The organism is Acinetobacter sp. CIP-A165 (assembly GCF_000367985.1).
In the GTDB taxonomy this organism is placed as follows: domain Bacteria; phylum Pseudomonadota; class Gammaproteobacteria; order Pseudomonadales; family Moraxellaceae; genus Acinetobacter.
The window spans coordinates 341,493-360,715 of the sequence record NZ_KB849202.1; the positions used below are offsets into that span (position 1 = coordinate 341,493).

21 protein-coding genes and 1 pseudogene are annotated in these 19,223 nt (G+C 38.8%); 11 read left to right on the forward strand and 11 right to left on the reverse strand.

The features are described 5' to 3' along the window. Positions 1–98 precede the first annotated feature (98 nt). The 7 genes from F991_RS17450 to F991_RS07215 form a co-directional block, all read right to left on the reverse strand. Positions 99–272, reverse strand: coding sequence for a hypothetical protein (locus F991_RS17450; protein ID WP_004670235.1), 174 nt, complete (start codon positions 270–272; stop codon positions 99–101). Beyond that, entirely contained in the window at positions 269–661 is a 393-nt protein-coding gene (locus tag F991_RS07190; protein WP_002060577.1) for a putative holin, read from the reverse strand. The genes F991_RS17450 and F991_RS07190 overlap by 4 nt, the downstream gene beginning before the upstream one ends. Positions 662–672: 11 nt before the next feature. Further along, complete coding sequence (locus F991_RS07195; protein WP_004670236.1) at positions 673–882, reverse strand: tail protein X; 210 nt, start codon at positions 880–882, stop codon at positions 673–675. A 163-nt stretch (positions 883–1,045) separates the two neighbouring features. Further along, positions 1,046–1,510, reverse strand: a complete 465-nt coding sequence (locus tag F991_RS07200) for a head completion/stabilization protein (RefSeq protein ID WP_004670238.1) — start codon at positions 1,508–1,510, stop codon at positions 1,046–1,048. A 103-nt stretch (positions 1,511–1,613) separates the two neighbouring features. Continuing rightward, positions 1,614–2,360, reverse strand: a complete 747-nt coding sequence (gene gpM / locus F991_RS07205) for a phage terminase small subunit (RefSeq protein WP_004670239.1) — start codon at positions 2,358–2,360, stop codon at positions 1,614–1,616. 11 nt (positions 2,361–2,371) lie between these two features. After that, positions 2,372–3,382: a phage major capsid protein, P2 family gene (locus tag F991_RS07210; protein ID WP_004670240.1), complete on the reverse strand. Its 1,011-nt coding sequence runs from the start codon at positions 3,380–3,382 to the stop codon at positions 2,372–2,374. Positions 3,383–3,429: 47 nt separating this feature from the next. After that, entirely contained in the window at positions 3,430–4,257 is an 828-nt protein-coding gene (locus tag F991_RS07215; protein WP_004670241.1) for a GPO family capsid scaffolding protein, read from the reverse strand. A gap of 158 nt (positions 4,258–4,415) precedes the next feature. On the opposite strand from F991_RS07215, the gene F991_RS07220 reads away from it, so the two are divergent. The 5 genes and pseudogenes from F991_RS07220 to F991_RS07235 form a co-directional block, all read left to right on the forward strand. Continuing rightward, positions 4,416–6,203, forward strand: a complete 1,788-nt coding sequence (locus F991_RS07220) for a terminase large subunit domain-containing protein (protein WP_004670242.1) — start codon at positions 4,416–4,418, stop codon at positions 6,201–6,203. After that, positions 6,203–7,198, forward strand: coding sequence for a phage portal protein (locus tag F991_RS07225; protein ID WP_004670243.1), 996 nt, complete (start codon positions 6,203–6,205; stop codon positions 7,196–7,198). The genes F991_RS07220 and F991_RS07225 overlap by 1 nt, the downstream gene beginning before the upstream one ends. After that, positions 7,198–7,701 (forward strand): hypothetical protein, encoded by a 504-nt coding sequence (locus F991_RS07230; RefSeq protein ID WP_004670244.1) that lies wholly within the window; start codon positions 7,198–7,200, stop codon positions 7,699–7,701. The genes F991_RS07225 and F991_RS07230 overlap by 1 nt, the downstream gene beginning before the upstream one ends. A gap of 729 nt (positions 7,702–8,430) precedes the next feature. Then, on the forward strand, positions 8,431–8,595 hold the full coding sequence (locus F991_RS17455; RefSeq protein ID WP_004670245.1) for a hypothetical protein: 165 nt from the start codon (positions 8,431–8,433) through the stop codon (positions 8,593–8,595). A 465-nt stretch (positions 8,596–9,060) separates the two neighbouring features. Beyond that, positions 9,061–9,765, forward strand: a pseudogene (locus tag F991_RS07235) (tyrosine-type recombinase/integrase); the annotation flags it as partial. 47 nt (positions 9,766–9,812) lie between these two features. Here F991_RS07235 and F991_RS07240 read toward each other — a convergent pair. Next, a complete protein-coding gene (locus F991_RS07240; RefSeq protein WP_004670248.1) occupies positions 9,813–10,745 on the reverse strand; it encodes an IS5 family transposase in 933 nt (310 codons plus the stop codon). 336 nt (positions 10,746–11,081) lie between these two features. Between F991_RS07240 and fic the strand changes: the two genes are divergently transcribed. Beyond that, a complete protein-coding gene (gene fic, locus F991_RS07245) occupies positions 11,082–12,191 on the forward strand; it encodes a protein adenylyltransferase Fic (protein WP_004670251.1) in 1,110 nt (369 codons plus the stop codon). A 941-nt stretch (positions 12,192–13,132) separates the two neighbouring features. On the opposite strand, the gene F991_RS07250 is transcribed toward fic, so the two are convergent. Together F991_RS07250 and F991_RS07255 are read right to left on the reverse strand one after the other, a co-directional pair. Further along, positions 13,133–13,513, reverse strand: coding sequence for a hypothetical protein (locus F991_RS07250; protein WP_004670252.1), 381 nt, complete (start codon positions 13,511–13,513; stop codon positions 13,133–13,135). An 856-nt stretch (positions 13,514–14,369) separates the two neighbouring features. Next, on the reverse strand, positions 14,370–14,840 hold the full coding sequence (locus tag F991_RS07255) for a winged helix-turn-helix transcriptional regulator (RefSeq protein ID WP_004670255.1): 471 nt from the start codon (positions 14,838–14,840) through the stop codon (positions 14,370–14,372). 168 nt (positions 14,841–15,008) lie between these two features. Between F991_RS07255 and F991_RS07260 the strand changes: the two genes are divergently transcribed. The 5 genes from F991_RS07260 to F991_RS07280 all read left to right on the forward strand — a co-directional run bounded on the left by F991_RS07260 (position 15,009) and on the right by F991_RS07280 (position 18,587). Further along, positions 15,009–15,875 carry a metal-dependent hydrolase gene (locus tag F991_RS07260; RefSeq protein WP_004670256.1) on the forward strand — a complete coding sequence of 289 codons (867 nt, stop codon included), beginning with the start codon at positions 15,009–15,011 and terminating at the stop codon, positions 15,873–15,875. 39 nt (positions 15,876–15,914) lie between these two features. Further along, entirely contained in the window at positions 15,915–16,352 is a 438-nt protein-coding gene (locus F991_RS07265) for a PaaI family thioesterase (RefSeq protein ID WP_004670259.1), read from the forward strand. A 120-nt stretch (positions 16,353–16,472) separates the two neighbouring features. Further along, positions 16,473–17,156, forward strand: coding sequence for a glutathione S-transferase family protein (locus tag F991_RS07270; protein ID WP_004670261.1), 684 nt, complete (start codon positions 16,473–16,475; stop codon positions 17,154–17,156). Next, positions 17,153–17,893 carry an SDR family NAD(P)-dependent oxidoreductase gene (locus F991_RS07275; protein WP_004670262.1) on the forward strand — a complete coding sequence of 247 codons (741 nt, stop codon included), beginning with the start codon at positions 17,153–17,155 and terminating at the stop codon, positions 17,891–17,893. The genes F991_RS07270 and F991_RS07275 overlap by 4 nt, the downstream gene beginning before the upstream one ends. A 1-nt stretch (position 17,894) precedes the next feature. Further along, positions 17,895–18,587, forward strand: a complete 693-nt coding sequence (locus F991_RS07280) for a Rossmann-fold NAD(P)-binding domain-containing protein (protein WP_004670264.1) — start codon at positions 17,895–17,897, stop codon at positions 18,585–18,587. Here the strand turns inward: F991_RS07280 and F991_RS07285 are convergent. Further along, on the reverse strand, positions 18,584–19,006 hold the full coding sequence (locus F991_RS07285; RefSeq protein ID WP_004670267.1) for an Lrp/AsnC family transcriptional regulator: 423 nt from the start codon (positions 19,004–19,006) through the stop codon (positions 18,584–18,586). The two genes, F991_RS07280 and F991_RS07285, sit on opposite strands and share 4 nt — an antisense overlap. Positions 19,007–19,223: the final 217 nt, after the last annotated feature.

The window sequence follows — 19,223 nt, forward strand, 5'->3', positions numbered from 1 at the left end:
CGCCAACAAATTGCGTCAACCGTGTCATTCTGAATGGCATAAACAGTTTTCATTTAAACCACTTTCCCCAGAAGCTAGTTCTGTTTTTTGAGCGTTTATCAATTTTGATTGGTCCAGGCACAGATCAGAACAACTGCAAATAGTCGAAACGAACATTTTTGCAGGTGCAAACGATCAAAACATAAAATACGGAATGCACATGCCACATAGCACAGCACGGCAACGATGGAAAAAATTGTTTGTGCCAATGGCGACAACATGAGTTGCATCATTTTTTATTCTCCTTTCCAAAAGTGTTGGACAGGGCAGAAAAGAACTTTGAAGTGGTGTTGAAGATTTCAGTCAATGTCGACTTGTTCACCCATTTCATGACCTTCACCAAAACAGGCAAGGCAAACATGCTGGTAAAGCAAGCAATGACAGTGTGACTGTTCACACCAGTTCGGTTTGAAATTTCAGGGGCTAAGGCATAGCCCAAAGCGACGGACAACATGAGCGAAAAAATACGTTTTCCGTAGCTCAGTGACACTTGGGTGTATGCCAAAAATGCTGCACCAATTACTGCACCAAACAGTGCATCACCATTCACGAATGGAAGGAGTGATACCAAGCCGGCAGAAGCGGTAATTGCGACAGTCGTTGATGTGGTTGGTTCAGCCATATTTTTTGTTCTCAGTCCCAAAGCTGAATGCTTTGCGTTTTATTTTGTTGTGTTTGAAGTTCTGGTAACTGAACCTTTGTCCCCATCGGGAGAAATGGACCAAATTCAGACAAGTGTGGATTGGCTTCAAGTACTGCTTCGACCACACCAGATGAGCGTCCATAGTTGCGCCAACAAATTGCGTCAACCGTGTCATTCTGAATGGCATAAACAGTTTTCATTTAAACCACTTTCCCCAGAAGCTAGTTCTGTTTTTTGAGCGTGTATCAATTTTGATTGGTCCAGGCACAGGAACAAATTCAGGTTTTTTGAGGCATGAACAAGGCTGATAGCCATTTCCATTGCGTCCATCAAAACCTTTGAAACATGAATTACATTTCTGAGTCATACCAGCTCCACATTCAAACGACGAATTTTTTTTAAATCACGAATGGCAAAGCGCAGATCTCGACGGTAATCATCAATCGTTGGTGTCAGATCATCTGCTTTTTGGCCACCATTGTTGTTGGTGTCATAAGCACGATACTTTTCAGTCAGTTCAGCACCAACAGCTGCTGCAACGGCACGAAAATACAGAACTTCAGTGATGGGTTTTTCCACACCTTTTGTGGTGATGGTTTTTGGACTGATTTCAGCAAGTGATGCTGCTTTTGATGTCAGGGATTCGAGCTGATCATTGACTTCAATGATGGCTGATTCAATTGCAGGAATTAAACGCTGATCAGTGATACTTCCATCAAAGCGCAATGCTTCACGAATCGCTTTGCTCGATATGCCAGGGAAAAATGAATCACTGGTGATGACAACTTCTTCATTGTTGCGGTTGCCGTTTGCAATTAGTCCGGTCATTGTCATTCTCTAATAGTTGAGGGGTGGAGAATTGAGTTTGTAATTACGCATAAAAATTTCATTACAGCGTCAATTCTGCCCCTCGGTTGGTGCGGGGCACTCGTTACGTCGGATGAAACATCAAGTTGCCTTGATCATCGACGACCTGTGAACCATCAGCATTCAGCATCGGTTCAGGTGAATTTTTTAATTGTTCTTTGTAAAGCTTTTCAGCCTTTTTCAGATCAGTTTTACCGCCACAGTTTTCATTTTTTGCAATCGCCATTTTGAGGAATGCAACGGCTTCAGATCCACGATCTAACTGCAGGAAAGTACGACCAATACCTAAATATAATTTGGCGCGAATCTGGTCATGCATATCGTAATCAGCAGTTAATTGAGTGGCTTTTTCAAGAACATCAAGTTTAAAGACTTGGCCATCTTGATAAGCTTTGTGTGCAGCATTACCAATTTCTTCAGCAACAATACTTGCAGTACTGCGACTAAACGAATCAGGCATTTTTAGGTTTTGCTCTAAAGCATATTCAGCAAGACTTAAACCTTGATTGAATAGACCACAGTCAAAGCACCACAGCATGATGGTGGTAATGACTTCATCCTGTTCAACTTTTGCGCCTGACTGAACAATACCCAACACATAAGGCATGTGCTTTGGAATAAGTTCTTTTTTCGCTTCAGCACGTTTTTCTTGCGACTGAATTGAACGTAAAACATGAATATCGTTTTTGAGTTCGGTCAGTTGTAATTGGTAGACGCTTGCGTCTGGACGTACACCACCAAATTCATCAGCCTTGGCAGCTTCAATCGCTGCCTTGGCTTTCAGTAGGTGTCGTCGAGCTGGACTCAACATAATTCACCTATTTATAGAATTTCGATATTTTCCACGAAACCTACTTTTTCGTAGTTTTCGATGACATACGCATCATTTGAAGATTGATATTCTTCAACTTGATCCAGTGATGAGTTATCAACAATTTGACGACGCTTGCCAGTTTCTTGGAAGTAAATTGACAAGTTGTCTAGTGATGTCACCAGTAGTGCATCATCTGGGAAGAATGGAACACGAACTGCTGGTAAACCACCAATTTGTTTTTGGCTTAATAGCACTTGACCTGCCAATACATTGGTATTGTCAGATGCATCATTCACCAATGGGAAGTTTTTATCATTCAGCAATTGACGACCACAGATCACCACCAGATCGGTATCATCTTGATGGATCTCACCAATCAAGTTGCTGACAACATCGACAACCAGTGCATCTAAGTTTTTATAATCACCTGCTGCACCGATTTGTACTTTTCCTGATGCTTCAACCACTTCAGGCATATAGCGTTCAGGTGCATTGGTACGGATTTTTTGCAACCAGCCAATATTCACATCTTGAAGCAGTGGATTCGCTTGGCGGTCAGTCTGTGCAGCAGCACTTGTACCATTCCAGCCGATCATGATCATGTCTAGAGCAATCGCACGGTCAACAAATTTTTTCCAGCGCGCATAGAAATCTGGGAATTTTGCCCACGCATCTAATTTTTCGTAACGAATAGCCACGTCAAAATCGGTTTTATGGCATTTGTATGGATTAGACTTTAATCCAGTTGGATCTACTGGTGTACGTTTAGTTCCACCTTTAGTGTTTGAACGACCTGCGATGGTTGAACCTTGAGTCAAGCCAATTGCTTCACCTTCCAGATCATCAACTGGCTGCATATTAATTTGTTGAAGAAAGGCTGAAGACTCTTGAAGTGCATCTACCATCTTCTGAGCAATAGAAGGATCGACATTAAATTTGTCAGACGCAACAGCAACACCGTTGGCAGTTGCGATACTTAGCATAAGTGCTGAGTACTTTAAACGAGTTGTATTTTTCATCTTTAATTTCCAGTTATTTTAAGTATTTGACTTAAAAGTTTTGAATTTTAGTAATCAACTTTTTCAGAGAAGTTGCCAGTGTTTTCAGGTGCAGGTGGTGTACCTGGATTTTCTTCGCCTTCTAATTTAGCTTTAAGATCAGTGAAGTCTTTTTCCAATTTAGAATGCTTGGTTTTAAGTTCCGAAAACTCAGTTTCGACCTTTTGCAACTTGGTCTGACTTTCACCAAAGGTTTTTGCAATCGCTTCTAGCGAGTCAGATACTTCTTTGAATTGGTCTTTATTTTTATTGTCTTGTTGTTCTTGTTGTGGCTTCAACCAATCCAAAACTTTAGAAAACAGACCCTTTGCTGGGGCTTCTTGGCCGTCTTCAAATTCGATTGATGCTTCTTCAGCTGCAGTAAATAAATTGGCTGCATCTTGTTTACGCCCCACAAATGGGTTCGCTTCAGGCTGTTTAGCAGCAAATTCCATGATTTGCGTACCTAATGAAGCTGGGGTGTCAGTAAATGCTAAACCGACCAAATATGCCTTGCCGGTATCTGCAAAATTTGGATTGACTTCAATGGACGTAAATAATTTCTGACCAGCATTGTGAAGTTCGATTAATTGATCGAAAGCATCAACTTGGGCAAATAAAGCAAGTTTTTTGGTACCGTTGATTTCTACTTCTTCAGCTTTTAGGGCAGTGACCTTTGCATACGTGCCAAATTCAGAACTTGGTGAAAAGCCACGGTAGTGCTCAAGATTGCCTAAGGCTGTGTATGTATTTGGATCGTAGCTGTCAGCCATTTGTTGAATCCATGTCGCTTCGATCACGCGACCGTCAGTCGTGGATCCAGCAACAGCAACACGGAAAAATTTGGATTTCTTCATTTCTGAATCCTGTGTCTATGTCGATAGATAAAATCTATTTAAAGTAGTTAGCAGAATCGGAAGAACGGCATAAACATTCAATGCAAAAGGCTTGTATTAAGTGGGTTTTACAAAGTAGCCACAATGAATAAATGTTATAGCGTTGGCTTAATGAGCCAATGGATAAAGCACTTGATACACCGAAAAATCTAAACTTCGACAAACGCCTTCTAGCAAAATTTTTGTATTGGATGGGGTGGCGAATCAGCTCGATTGCAGATTACATCGACGAGCCTGATAAAAATGTTCACGCTTGGAAAACACGCGATGAATGGGACAAAGATGCACCTGCAGGTCGAGTCGGTGAAGCTTTAACTGCTCAATTGATCAAACTGATTATTCTTGAGAAAAAAACACCTGGTGATTACAAGGAAATTGATTTGCTCATGCGCCAGCTGGAACGCATGGCACGCATTGATAAATATTCTGATGGTGGCAATGAAACCGACCTGAATCCAAAATTAAAAAATAGAAATGCCGGTCCGCGTAAGCCAAAACAGCCAAATGCACTGACTGAAGAACAAGTCGAAAAACTTCTTGAAGACTTTGATGAAGGTTTATTTGAGTATCAAAAGGTGTGGTACCGTGCGCGTGAACAGCGAAATCGTGCCTTATTAAAATCACGTCAGGTTGGTGCGACTTTCTATTTTGCACGTGAAGCATTGATCAAAGCTGTAACCACAGGTCGAAATCAAATTTTCTTGTCTGCATCCAAAGCCCAGGCACATGGTTTTAAAACTTATATTAAAAACTTTGTCATGCAGTCTATTGAAGTGGATCTGCAAGGCGATCCGATTTCAATCACATTGCCATGCGGCAATACTGTTCAGCTGATTTTCTTGGGTACCAATGCCAAAACAGCACAGTCATACCATGGCGACTTATATTTTGATGAATTCTTTTGGGTACATGGCTTTGCCACACTGAAAAAAGTGGCATCGGCAATGGCTGCCCAAAAGCAGTATAAAAAAACTTATTTTTCTACACCTTCAAGTAAAACGCATGAAGCGTATGCCTTTTGGACAGGGGATGCTTTCAATAAAGGTCGTACCAAAGAAAATCGAGTTGAGATTGACACCAGTCATGCAAATTTAAGAGACGGTGCTTTATGTGGCGACAAAATGTGGCGACATATTGTCAATATTCAAGATGCTGAACGCCAAGGCTGTGATCTATTCGATATTGATGAATTGATTGCCGAAAACAGTCCTGAAGAATTCGCAAATTTATATATGTGTGAATTCGTTGATGATGGTCACAGTGTATTTCCACTGTCCATCATTCAGCCATGTATGGTCGACTCTTGGGAAGTATGGTCCAAAGATTTTAAGCCATTGGCACTTCGTCCATTTGGTAATAAACCAGTTTGGATTGGATACGATCCAGCAGAAAGTGGCGACAGTGCAGGGCTTGTGGTCATTGCACCACCTGAACCTGATTATCCAAAATTCCGTTTACTTGAACATCATCAGTTCAAAGGCATGGACTTTGCCAGCCAAGCGCAATACATCAAAAAATTAACAACCAAATACAACGTCAAATATATCGGCTTAGACAAGTCAGGTATGGGTACTGGTGTGGCGCAATTGGTCCTTGAATTCTTCCCAAATTTAACGACCTTCAATTATAGCGTCGATGTCAAAACACAATTGGTCATGAAAGCAATGGATGTGATCAACAAAGGACGTTTTGAATTTGATGCCGGATCCACTGACGTGGCCATGTCAATTATGGCAATTCGAAAAACACTGACTGCTTCCCAAAGACAAATGACATTTGAAGCATCACGTGCAGAAAACATCGGTCATGCAGATTTGGCTTTTGCCATTTTCCATGCGTTCGCAAATGAACCTTTAACCCTTGATGACCAAACAAAATCTAAAAAATCCTCTATGGAGATTTACTAATGTCCGACAGCAAAGTGCAGGCATTTACGTTCGGTGATGCAGAACCGGTGATGAATGGCCGTGATTTATCACAGTTCTATGAAACATGGCTGTGTGGCAATTATTACGAACCCCACATCAGTATGAATGCTTTGGCAAAATCCTTTAAGGCAATGCCTTATTTGTCGACTGCAGTTTTTTATAAAAAGAATCAACTGGTGTCGTCATTCACGCCCAATAAATTGATCAGTTCATCTGAGTTTGAACGCATTGCTTTTGACTATTTGGTTTTTGGTAATGGCTATTTACAGCGGATCGATAATCGATTGAATGAGCCACACCACTATGATGGACTCATGGCCAAGTACACCAGACGCATGAAAGATCCAACGGAATTTTTACAGCTACTGAATGGTTTTGAAGAACATATTTTTAAACCTGGTACCGTTTGCCACATTAAAGGCATTGATGTCGATCAAGAAATCTATGGTACCCCTGAATATATCGCTGCACTTCAATCCGTTTGGCTAAATGAATCAGCAACTTTATTCCGTCGCAAGTACTACAACAACGGATCTCATGCTGGCTTCATCTTATACATGACCGATTCAGGGATTGATGATGATGACGTGGAAGGTCTGAAACAAGCCATGAAAGATTCACGTGGTCCAGGTAACTTCCGCAATTTATTCCTTCATGCACCTGGTGGGAAAAAGGATGGCTTACAACTGATTCCGATCAGTGAATTGGCTGCCAAAGATGAATTCTTAAATATTAAAAACGTCACACGTGATGACGTTCTTGCATCCCAACGTACACCACCGCAATTGCTCGGAATCATTCCATCAAATGCAGGTGGCTTCGGATCAATCAGTGAAGCACGTGAAGCCTATTGGTATTCCGAAATTGTCCCACTTCAAAATTTATTCGCTAACACAGTGAACGAATGGGCAGGTGATCAGATCATCCGCTTCAAAGAGTTTCATCAACTTCAATTCAAACAGGAAAAACAATAATGAATATTGCTTTGGCAATTAAAAATTGGAAACTCATCGTGATGGCTGCCTTGGCCATCGCTTTGGCATTTTCAGTCACCAGCTGCACAAGTAAGTCACATCAAATTGATTTACTCGAATCACAAAAAACTTTAGCTGAAACACAACGTGATTTGCTTGCATCGCAACGTGCCAATGAAGTGCATGAAGTAGAGCAGGCATGGTCGCAAGAACTTTTGGAGTCAGAACGAAATGCAAATAAAAACTTACAAGTTGCGTTGGCTGCTGCCAGTGACAGTGCTTTGGCTGTTGACCGGTTGTCAAAGCAGATCAGTGATACAAACAAACGTTTGTCCTCAGGTACCCATGAAGCCATCGTTGAATATGGAAAGACCTGCAACTTCGTACTCAAAACAATGGCAGACCGTGGTGGAGCAATCGCAGCAGCAGCTGATGGACACGCAATTGATGCAGAACGATTAGACCAGGCATGGCCACAGGTGAAGCCAGATAAACAAAGCTAATCACAGTATTTACACGAAAATAAAAGTCCTCCATGTGTGAGGGCTTTTTTTTGGCCAAAGTTTCCAAAACCACAGAATCCGGTTCAAGCCGGGCGGTTGACCCCCCACCTCACCTGCACAGTAAATATGTCGAATATTCAACAGATTTGTGATCCCAACCGATGACCCTCTAAGCCACAGCAGTACTGGTGCATGACACAGCCGAATGCTCAAATTTCAGTTCTACATAATTCAACAGGGATTCTATGAATGCCTACAACTTGCGATTTATCAAAAGTTCCGTCAACTCAATCAATAGTGCTTAAAAAAAGTTAGAAACAGTAAAATGAAAGGTTTTTAATATTTAAGTATCTGATATTTAATAATTAAATTTCTAACCATATAAAGGTTAGAAGCGGTTAGAAAAAAGTTATAAAAGTCAAAATATGTATATAAAACAATAATATAAAAGGTTAGAACTTCTAACCAAAATTAGAGGTTAGAACTAACCATAATCTAACCATTTTCTAACCTTTTTAAAATTGTAATTAATCTTTATAAATCATATATTTGAATACTATTTTATAAATTTCTAACTTTTCTAACCTCTTTTTTTTCTCACCTGAAATTTTCAAAATCTTTAAAATCACATTAAAAAAGCCTTTTCCAACCTTTGGCCATTGCTGTCATATATATGTGTGTGATCTCTACATCTGTTATATTTTCTATATGTCTAACGGAGCCAATAAAATGAGTAGTAATATTTATAAAGAGGTATATGGCGCTGACTTTTATCTAAATGGTCGTTACTTTAAGAAAATTCACGGAGAAACATATATTTTGGAAGGTTCTAAATGGGAAATTTATAAATGGGTATTTACACATGAAGATATGATTAGTGCTGAATATCTTTAGTTGCTTTGCACCGTATTTGCACCGTGTTTTTTATTATTTAATTAAATGGCTGTGCGGAATAATGTGTGGATTTTAAATCCAGAATTCACTTGGTCGCATTTCAAATGTGACCAAGCAATAGGATACCAGTACCTGAGTTCAAATCCTGAATCGGAAATAGAACTCATATTTGGCGTGAAATTTTTAATTTGTTATACAGATGTTATACATAAGTGATTTTTTTGAATAATTTACCTTTTAAATTATGTATTTGTTTAATTAATTAGGTAGCCGCCACCTCCACCATATACCTTCCAAAACATGGCAAAATATGCCAAGTTTTAAAAGATAAAGGCTTGATTCTAAAAGGATCAAGCCTTTTTTCTTGCCTGAACATACCCAAACATAACTAGCTATAGTGTACATACGCCGTGTACACTGTCATGTACATTGCAATATTTATTGAACTCGCTGGTGTACAAGCTCATGAAAAGAACAGATATCAAACGCCGTCCTTTGTCAGATACCGTACTCGCTAACCTTGAACCTGAATTAAAAGAATATCGGGAGTTAGACGGCGATGACTTATATTTCCGTGTAAAGCCTGATGGTAAGAAAGCATGGTTATTTAGGTATAAAAAGGCTGATGGTAAGTGGTCATGGCTTGGTATCGGTACTTACCCTGAATTGTCAGGTAAAGGTGCAAGAAAGAAAGCATCTGAGATTATTCTAGATATATCCCACGGCGATAATCCAATCATTACTAAGCAGGAACGCAAGCGCCAAGAGCTGGACCATAATAACGCTACCTTTGAGGTGTTGGCGCGTGAGTGGTTAGAAACCAAAGTAAATACTTGGGTGCATGACACTATGACCCGAAATAAAGGCGCATTGGAAAAGCATATATTCCCTATTTTTGGCAAACGCTTGTACACCAGCATTAAACCTATTGAGTGGATGAATCATTTAAAAGGTATTCAGCAGAAGCAGGGTATCTATGAACAGGTAAGCCGAGTTCGGGCTATGTGCCGTGATATTTATGATTATGCAAAGGTAACAGGGCGAATTGATTACAACCTATTAGAGGGCATTCAAAAGTTTCTACAGCAGGGGAAAAAAGAAAATATGGCCCATGTGAGTGAAGCTGAGTTACCAACTTTAATCCGAGCTATTAATAATTACCCGAGGCTTTGTTGCACAAAGGTTTGAAAGGCAATACTACCCTAATTGAGCTAAATTCAAGTGACAACTTGGGTATGAGGTCGACCTAATTCTGTGAATTTATTCAAAACTGCTACACGCGCATGAATCTCATTCACCTGACTAGGAAAACTCCTTGCTGTTAATTTATCGCCTAATAATTTGATGCAATGCATTTTGGTTTCCACTAAACTTCGACGATGATAACCAGACCATTTTTTCCAAAGTGACCGACCTAGCCGTTTGACTGTTTTTAATAATTCATTCCTCTCTAAAGATCTCAATTTCTTATCTTTCCAAAGCTTTGCATTCTTCCTCGGTGGAATGACTGCATGAGCATCTCGATCTAAAATGACTTGTCGGCAGTGCTTTGTGTCATAAGCACCATCTGTATAGACTGAATCAATTCGTTCATCCAACGGAATTTGATCAAGCAAATCACCAAGCACCTGTGAATCACTCACATTGTTTGTTGTGAGCTGAACTGCTCTTATTTGAAGGGTCTTAGCATCTATACCAATATGAAGTTTGCGCCATTGGCGACGATATTCAGGCTGATGTTTCTTACGCTTCCATTCGCCTTCACCTAAAAATTTTAACCCTGTAGAGTCGACGAGTAGGTGTAACCCATCACGACTTTTCTGATAGCTTATCGCAATATCAATATGCTTTTGTCGTCTACAGAGGGTGGAGTAATCTGGTGCTGTCCAATTCAAACCACAGAGTTTAATCAGGCTTTGAGCAAAGCCTGTGACCATACGTAAAGAAAGACGGAATAGAGATTTGATCATTAAACAGCATTGAATCGCTGTATCGGAATAAGTTTGATTTCGTCCATGCTTGCCTTGTGGCTGTGCATACCATTGGGTCTTGGGATCAAACCAAATTGAAATATTTCCTCGCTTGATTAAAGCTTGGTTATACGAGGACCAATTGGTGGTACGGTAGATTTTAGGGACAGGCTTCTTCATCTGGAAATTATATTGCTGAAGAAACCTTCAAGAATAGCTTTGTGCAACAAAGCCAAGCCTAGTTAAGGCTTTTAATCTTTATTTTCTCCATCTAAATCGACACATGACTATTAATATGTTTATACCATCGACACATACCAAAACTCATGTTCGACTTTTTAGTTTTTATCGACATATTTGTCTAGTCATGTTTATTGCATCGACATAATTACAACTTCATGTCGATTTTTATTAAATATATCGACATGAAGGTCGTCTTATGTTTATCCTATCGACATAAACTAAAAATCATGTCGATTTTTCTTATTGTAATCGATACAAAGTGAGATAACAGTAATGAGCCAATGGCAAGCAGATCAACCATATAATGCCTTACCACATTTGCCACCAGCCCAAGATGTAGAGGATAAGGCAGTCTTAAAATTATGTATTGAGGCTAGATCAGCGTTAGCCGAATTAAAGCAGGCTGGTGAGTTGATACCAAATCAAACGATTCTAATAAATATTATTCCACTATTAGAAGCCAAAGACAGCTCAGAAATTGAAAATATTGTCACAACCACAGACAAACTATTTCAGCATGCACAGGGCAATGATGAACATGCGGATCATGCAACTAAAGAAGCTTTAAGGTATAGAACTGCATTGTATAAAGGGGTTCAATCAATTAAAGAAAGACCGCTATGCACAGGCACAACTATTGAGATATGCCAAACTATTAAAGGCGTGGATTTAGGTATCAGAGCAACCACAGGTACAGCATTAAAGAATAGTTATACAGGAGAAATTATTTATACCCCTCCAGCAGGTGAGGATGTAATTCGGACATTATTATCAGATTGGGAAAAATTTATTCATTACGATGAAGAACTAGACCCCTTAGTTAAAATGGCTATAGCTCATTATCAATTCGAGGCAATCCACCCTTTTATTGATGGGAATGGTCGTACAGGAAGAATTTTAAATATTCTCTACCTTATGGATTGCAACTTATTAAGCTTACCTATTCTTTATCTAAGTCGATTCATTATTCAAAATAAATCACAATATTACGAGTTGCTACTCAATGTGACCAAAGAAGGTGATTGGCGCTCTTGGGTAATGTTTATGCTGCAAGCAGTAAAGAACACTAGTGAATGGACTATATCTAAAATTACAGCCATTAAAAGCCTACATGAGCATACAATTGAATATATAAGAACTCATGCAGATAAAATTTATACTCGTGAGCTAGTTGATACTATTTTTGAGCAACCATACAGTCGTATATCGAACCTAGTTGACAAAAATATAGCTAAGCGTCAAGCAGCATCAACATACTTAAAAAAACTTGTAGAAATTGGGGTATTACATGAACTGCAACTAGGCAAAGAAAAGCTTTTTATTCACCCTAAGCTATTACGATTGTTGCAAGATGATAGTAACCAATTCATACCATACGAATAAACGGCAGCCTCCTTCACAGGGGGCTTTTTATTGGCTGACTGAACACAGAAAATTACTTTCTAGTTCGACAGAACCTTTGACATTTAACTGTGCTCATATAGCCATAACACACTAAAAAACAAATCAATTGTTTTGACATTTTGACCGACAAAAACGCCGTGAATTTAGCTATACAAAGTATCTGTAATTTAGGTTGACGAAACGCACTTAAAATAAGCATTAAATCCTATTCAAACCTATATACAGAAAGGCTTTAGCCTTTTTGGTAACCTCCCATTCTGTCAACCTAAATAAATTGATTTCGTAAAACTACGTAAAACAAAATGGATTTAAATCACTGGCCCAGTACGGCGCTTTGGTGAATATCATTTACCCTTACAGCCTGATGTTTAGAAGTGGATTAAATAGGGTTTAAAGTCATACCAATTGGGCTTTACATCACTTTTGACGATAAGGTGTTTTGTAAGACTACGTAAGGGTAAATTCACCCAATACGCCTTATGGGGCAACTTGATAATTTTCCTTGATGGGTTACCAGTAGTAAGACCATTAAAATGACAGCTAACCGATACGGAATAAGGCTTTTAGCTATTTGATGGTTATTTGATTCCATCAAGGTACATCAAGGAAAGGAAGGGGGCTTATCGGATAATCAGAATCGTTTAGGAAGCTTAGACATGCGCCTATGGCTGGTCACCACTCATTTTTGTTTAATGGCTATACGGATTCTATACATTATTCCGTATAGGCGACCTATTAGGCCTTTCCCAATTCTGAATGCATAAGGTTGACATATCCATCATTCCATTAGAGTACATCTAAGTAAAAGTTGAAAAGTACGGCGTTTCATCCAAGTAAAAGAGTAAGACATTGTAAAATAAAGCCCCATCGTTATTGATAGAGCTACTGTGTGGGGTAATGTGTTGCGGTTCGTTGGGTGATTAATTGTCCAGATTTAAATTGTAAGTTATTTTCTTTTTATATAAGGCGTATTCAAGTAATTCTGTTTTAAGATGCTTGTAACTACCCAGTGAAAAAGTCTTAATATCACCTAAATCAAGAAAACTCTTATTGTATCCGGTTAGAGTTCTTTCAAGTTTTTTTACAACATCTAATACCTCATCTAAATATTGAGTTAATTCTTGGTCTTTTAGTGCATGGCTTAATAACATTATTGAATTTTCAAGGGAATCTTTCACTTGCTTAAATTCTTGAAATGCCCTCTCATCTACCACCCCATTATTTAATGTAAACCAAAATAATATATCTTCTTGAATTAAGAATAGTTTCTCTAAATTAATTAAAGTATTCTTAGCCTCCAAGGCAATTACCTCTTTTTCTTTCTGTTGACTCCACCCCTTGAAAACAAGCCAAGCAACTAGTGAAGGTATTCCAGCTCCATTGCTTCTCCATTTTCTAATTTAATTTTTATATCACAACTGATTACCCAGCTGCCCAACAACATCGTCCAACTCATCCTAAAATAAATTCAGTAGCCATATGTGCTACTGATAAGCATGCTCACCTGCAGGTAGGTAACGCCCTATGCCAATCTCAATTTGCCACTTAAAATGGAGAATTGAACAAACAGGGTTGGATTCCTAATCTATATTGTTAAGGTCTTGGTAGGTTCAGCAGGGTGGCATTTGAAATGCGGGCCATGATATTTGGTGGCCAGTTGTACTCCCGATATGACAATCAAACTGAATAAAATAATCCTAGCAACAGATAATTTGTACACTGTGGTGTACACTGGTATTTTAATGTAAAAAATAGTTATTAAATAACATGTGCTTATTAATTTAGTTCAATTGACGCCATCTCCACCAAAATTCTCTATATAAAAAAGCCACTTATCATAAGTGGCTTTTTTATTGCCACATTTTCTTACTTAACCCAATAGGGATGTTCTCGTTTCCCATCTCTGGGTAAAAATTGGGAAAATTTTACTTACGACAGCGGTATTGGTCATTTCAATTTATTGTAGTTGGTCAACAAAGCAAATCTAACCCATCAAAAAAGTTATTTTAAATCCGCAAGAATTCAGATTCATTTAAGCTTAGCTAATTAGTCTATGCATAGGTTAAAGCCGTATCAGTATGAAAAACCCTTCGCCACATTCCTCAGATGTGGCTTTTTTTATGCCCAAACGCAATTTTTATGATTTTATTGTAGTACTTATATATTAATCTTCTTTATTTCTTCTGAAACATAGACAGGGGACATTTGTCTTGCATTAAGTTCTTCACCGCAGCAGTCACATGTAAGTGTGGGCTTGGTGACATTGCCACAGCTTTTATGTAGATAGCGAAGTTCTGGGAATTCTTTATTTTCATTTTGCCAAAGATTTCCCCAACCACTCATGGTGACAAGGATGGGGTAAAGTGCCAGTCCTTTTTCTGTCAGCCTATATTCATACCGTTTTGGTGCTTCATGATAGAGCACTTTCTCAAAAATATTGTTGTCTACCAAACGATTAATTCGTTCAGTTAATAAATGACGAGTGATACCCAACTGCTTTTGAAAGTCATCAAAACGTCGAGTTTTCATAAAGGCATTACGAATAATAAGTAAGGTCCAACGATCCCCAAAGATAGACAACGTCCTTGCAATTGGGCAGTTCATTTCACCGAGTTCATGCCATTTCATTGAATACCCCCATCTATTTATCTTTACAGGAACAAGACTGTCATTTTAGGACAACTTGAGCCATTAAGACATCAGCTTTATTGACAATATATCTTAGCATCGTTATTTTGATTGTGTAAGTACTTTTTTGGAACTTACTATTTTGAGATAAACTTTTTGAGGTGAGTCATGTCTGTATCCGTGTTGAAAGAAAAAACAAAGCAAAAAACACCTGCATCATTCCCAGTACGCCGTATGGATTATGAGTTTGAGGATATGCCAAAGTACTGGTGTAATAATGAGCCTACTTTTACTCATTACTTCACAGGCTTATCCACGTTATTTCCTGAGGGCGAATCCTACTTTGTGCGATCAGTTCGTGCTTTGCGTGGACAGGTAAAAGAGAATGAGCAATTAGACCGTGATATTGGTGCATTTATCGGTCAAGAAGCCATGCATTCCAAAGAGCACCACGCATTTCACCTTAGTGCTCAACAATATGGTTTAGACCCTGAATCATTAGAAAAGATCACAGGCACTATGCTCAAAGCGATTGAAAAAACTTTCCCAAAAAAATGGAATTTATTAGTCACAGTCGGATTAGAACATTACACCGCTGTACTGGTAGTGGAAATGATGAAAAACGTCAATGAATTAATGACAGATGAAACCATTCGTAACCTTTGGTTATGGCATAGTGTTGAGGAGACAGAACATAAAGCTGTTGCTTACGATATGTATCAATATTTGTATGGTAAAGGGCTATCTGCGTATATCCCTAGAGTTGCGATTTTTACGTTTAGCATTGCTTTGATCACGCTTATGTCAAATGTTTATCAAGTGATGTTAATGTCTAGAGATAAACAAATGTTGAATCTGAAATCTTGGGTAAAATTTGCTGGGTTTACGGTACAAGCATATCGAAAGTTAGTACCGCAGTTTTTCTCTTATTATCGTTTTAACTTTCATCCAAATGATACGGATGAATCTGAAATCGTGGCGCAAACCAAAATAAAAATTGGTTTGTCTCCAGAACAATCGACCTTTATTCATTAAAAAAATATTTTTAGTTTTTTCATCAGATAGGTAACAGGTATGAATCCATCAAATATGACTGGTTTAGAACTCATGCAAGCATTTCAGCAAGGCTTAGTACCAGCTCCCGGTATTGCAAAAACCATGGGAATGGAAGGTGTCGGAGAGGTTGAATATGGTCGTATCGTATTTATTGCGGTTGCAGATGAGCGTCATACCAATCCACTAGGCGGCGTGCATGGCGGTTTCGCAGCGACAGTTTTGGACTCAGTGACAGGTTGTGCAACACATACTGTGCTTGCGGCAGGTGAGGGATACGGAACAACCGATTTAGCCATTAAAATGTGTCGTCCAATGCCCTTTAATAAAAAGTTAATTGCTGAAGGCAAGGTCATCAATGTTGGAAAGAATTTGGTGATTTCGGAAGGTTATCTTCGTGATGAAGAAGGCAAATTGTATGCCCATGCCACTGCCACCAATATGATTATTCGTGCTTAGTTGAAGTGTAAGGTGTATAGCCTCTAAGTGATATGCTTCATTGGGAGCATATTACTTTTATTGGTGTCTCCTACAAATCTCATTCAGTACAAGCAACATAATAATTTTATAGGGAAAACAATGAAAAAATCAGCGGTGTTACATCAATGGGAAATTTCACCTTTCTGCCAGAAAGTAGCCAGAATGTTGAGGTTCAAAGAAATTGCATTTGAAACTGTAAACTACAATGGTGTTTTGGGTGCAAAAGTTCCCATGCTCAGTAAGGTCGGTAAAGTACCTGTATTAGATATTAATGATCAACGTCTTCAGGATAGTACGCGAATCGCCCGTTATCTCGATGAAGCATACCCAGATTCCCCAAGACTTTATCCAACTGATCCATTACAAAAGGCTTACGTCGAACTTTGGGAAGACTGGGCAGACGAATTATTGTATTTCTATGAGGTTCATTTTCGAGTCAGTGATGTTGATGCCTTAAACCACGCTGTTGCAATTAGTGCCGAAGGTCGTCCTAAGCATGAAGCATTTTTGATGAAACCTTTGTTGAGATCGGCTTTGAATTTCCAGCTCAAAATGCAGGGCACAGGTCGTATGTCAAAGTCAGATATCGAAGCTGAGTTTATTCGCCATTTAGAACGTATTGAACTGGTGCTAGGTGCTACAGGTTGGTTGGTTGGTGATCGTAAAACAGTTGCAGATATTGCAGTGGGTTCTCAGCTTTTAGAAATTATACGCACCAGTAAAATTTGGGGACCGAAAATTAACAGTTATCCAAACATCGCGGCTTGGATCGCATTGATATGAGTATGCGAGTCGCTGTCGTCATTGGAGTGGGGGCAGAGCAAGGCATCGGCGCAGCTATATCACGGCGTTTTGCTCAAGTCGGTTTAAAAGTTTATGTGGTTGGTCGAACCCTCAATAAGTTGCAAGCAGTAACTCAAACCATTACTCAGCACGGTGGAAATGCTGTTGCTTATAAACTAGATGCAGAAGATCCTGAACAGATTCAGTCTTTATTTAAGAAGATTATTTCTCAGAATGAACAGCTTGAAGTGGTTGCACATAATGTCGGTGGCAATATTCCATCCCTGTTTTTAAAAAACAAGCTTTCATTCTTTTCAAACATGTGGCGGTCTACCTTTCTATCTGCTTATTTAGTTTCACAATCGTGCCTCAAGATTTTTGAGCAGCAACAAAAAGGAACCTTGATTTTCACAGGTGCAAGTGCATCCATACGTGGCAAACCTTTTTTCGCAGCATTTACCATGGGCAAATCGGCGCTACGTGCTTATGCGCTCAATTTAGCAAGTTTGTATAAGCCGAAAAATATACATATTGCGCATGTTGTGGTTGATGGCATGGTCGATGGAGATCGGGTCAATCATGCATTGTTTGGTCTTGGACGCTTAGCGAGATTGACGCGCGGTACAGGTGGTTTAAATATTGAGGCAATTGCAGACAATTATTTAATGCTATATCAACAAAGCAATGATTTGTGGACACATGAATTAGATTTACGTCCTTTTAGGGAGCGGTTTTAAGATGAAAAGGATCTTTAATTACTTCTTTCGCCAAGACTTAGAAGCACAGGGCTGTATCGTTGTGGTTGGTGATGAAATACATCATCTTAGCCATGTTTGTGTGGAACAGTGTAAGCAAAAAAAGTTACATGTTTATCAAGTCTTGAATGATGCTAAACATACTTCAATACACATAGAATGTCAGAATCCAGAACTTACGACGATCTATGTAAATTTAGTCAATCCTGTTGCATTAAAAAACTTGATGCAGCACATTCGACAGCAAGCACATCACATTGAACTTTGTATATTTCAACCCAGTTTTAAAGTGTTAAATGAAGAAGATATGCTTTCTATTCAACAGGTTGAGTTACAGTGGAAAAACACAGGGCTAAGTGCGGTCAGTATTTCACAAATAATGATTAAGCATATGCTTGCACAGAGAAAAGGCACATTCATTTTCCTTGGTATGCAAAATAAAATAATATCAAATGCTGATCTTCTCGCTCAAAGTATGTTTGCCAGTATTCGGGCATTATCACAGTCATTATCAAGAGAGTTTCATCCTAAAGGGATTCATATTGCCTATTGTGAGCTAGAAACATGGGATCGCCAGAATCAGCCATTAATGAAATCTATTCATCAACTATGTTGGCATATTCACAAACAACCCAACTCCACTTGGAGTCAGGAAGTGAGTATAAGAGGACTTTAAATTTTATAAGTCGATAACAAAATACTGGTTTCACTATTATAGATCCCTGAAATATTTCGGATCCTTTCCAAAGCTTTATCAAAATTCTCTAAACTATCTGATTGTAATTCCACCAAAATATCCCACTTTCCATTGGTGGTATGCAGACGCTCCACCGCAGATTCTAAGCGTAATTCTCGAATGACGGCCTGCGCTTTGGTTCCTTCAACCATAATGCTCATCCATGCTCGAATGATATTTTTTTCTGCATTTGGGCGGAAACGCACCGTATATCCAGTAATAACACCAGTCGATTCCATGTATTCAATACGCTTCTGCACCGTTGCTCTGGATACGCGTGTCTTGGCAGCCAAATCTGTAATCGACATCCGTGCATTGTCTTTCAGTAATCCTAAGAGAATATGATCAATATTGTTCATTTTGCTATTTACTATGAGCAGATTGCTAAAAAATAATTCATTTTAGTCATAAAAACAAATTTTATGAATCATTTTGATTCTTAATAATAATGATTATACGAAGCCCCAAACATTTCACTCAATTTATGAAGCTGAATGTGGATCAGGGAGGATGGGGTGAAAAGGAGACCCTGAATAAAAAGGGAATCTGTAGATAACAGGGATAATTGATTAATTA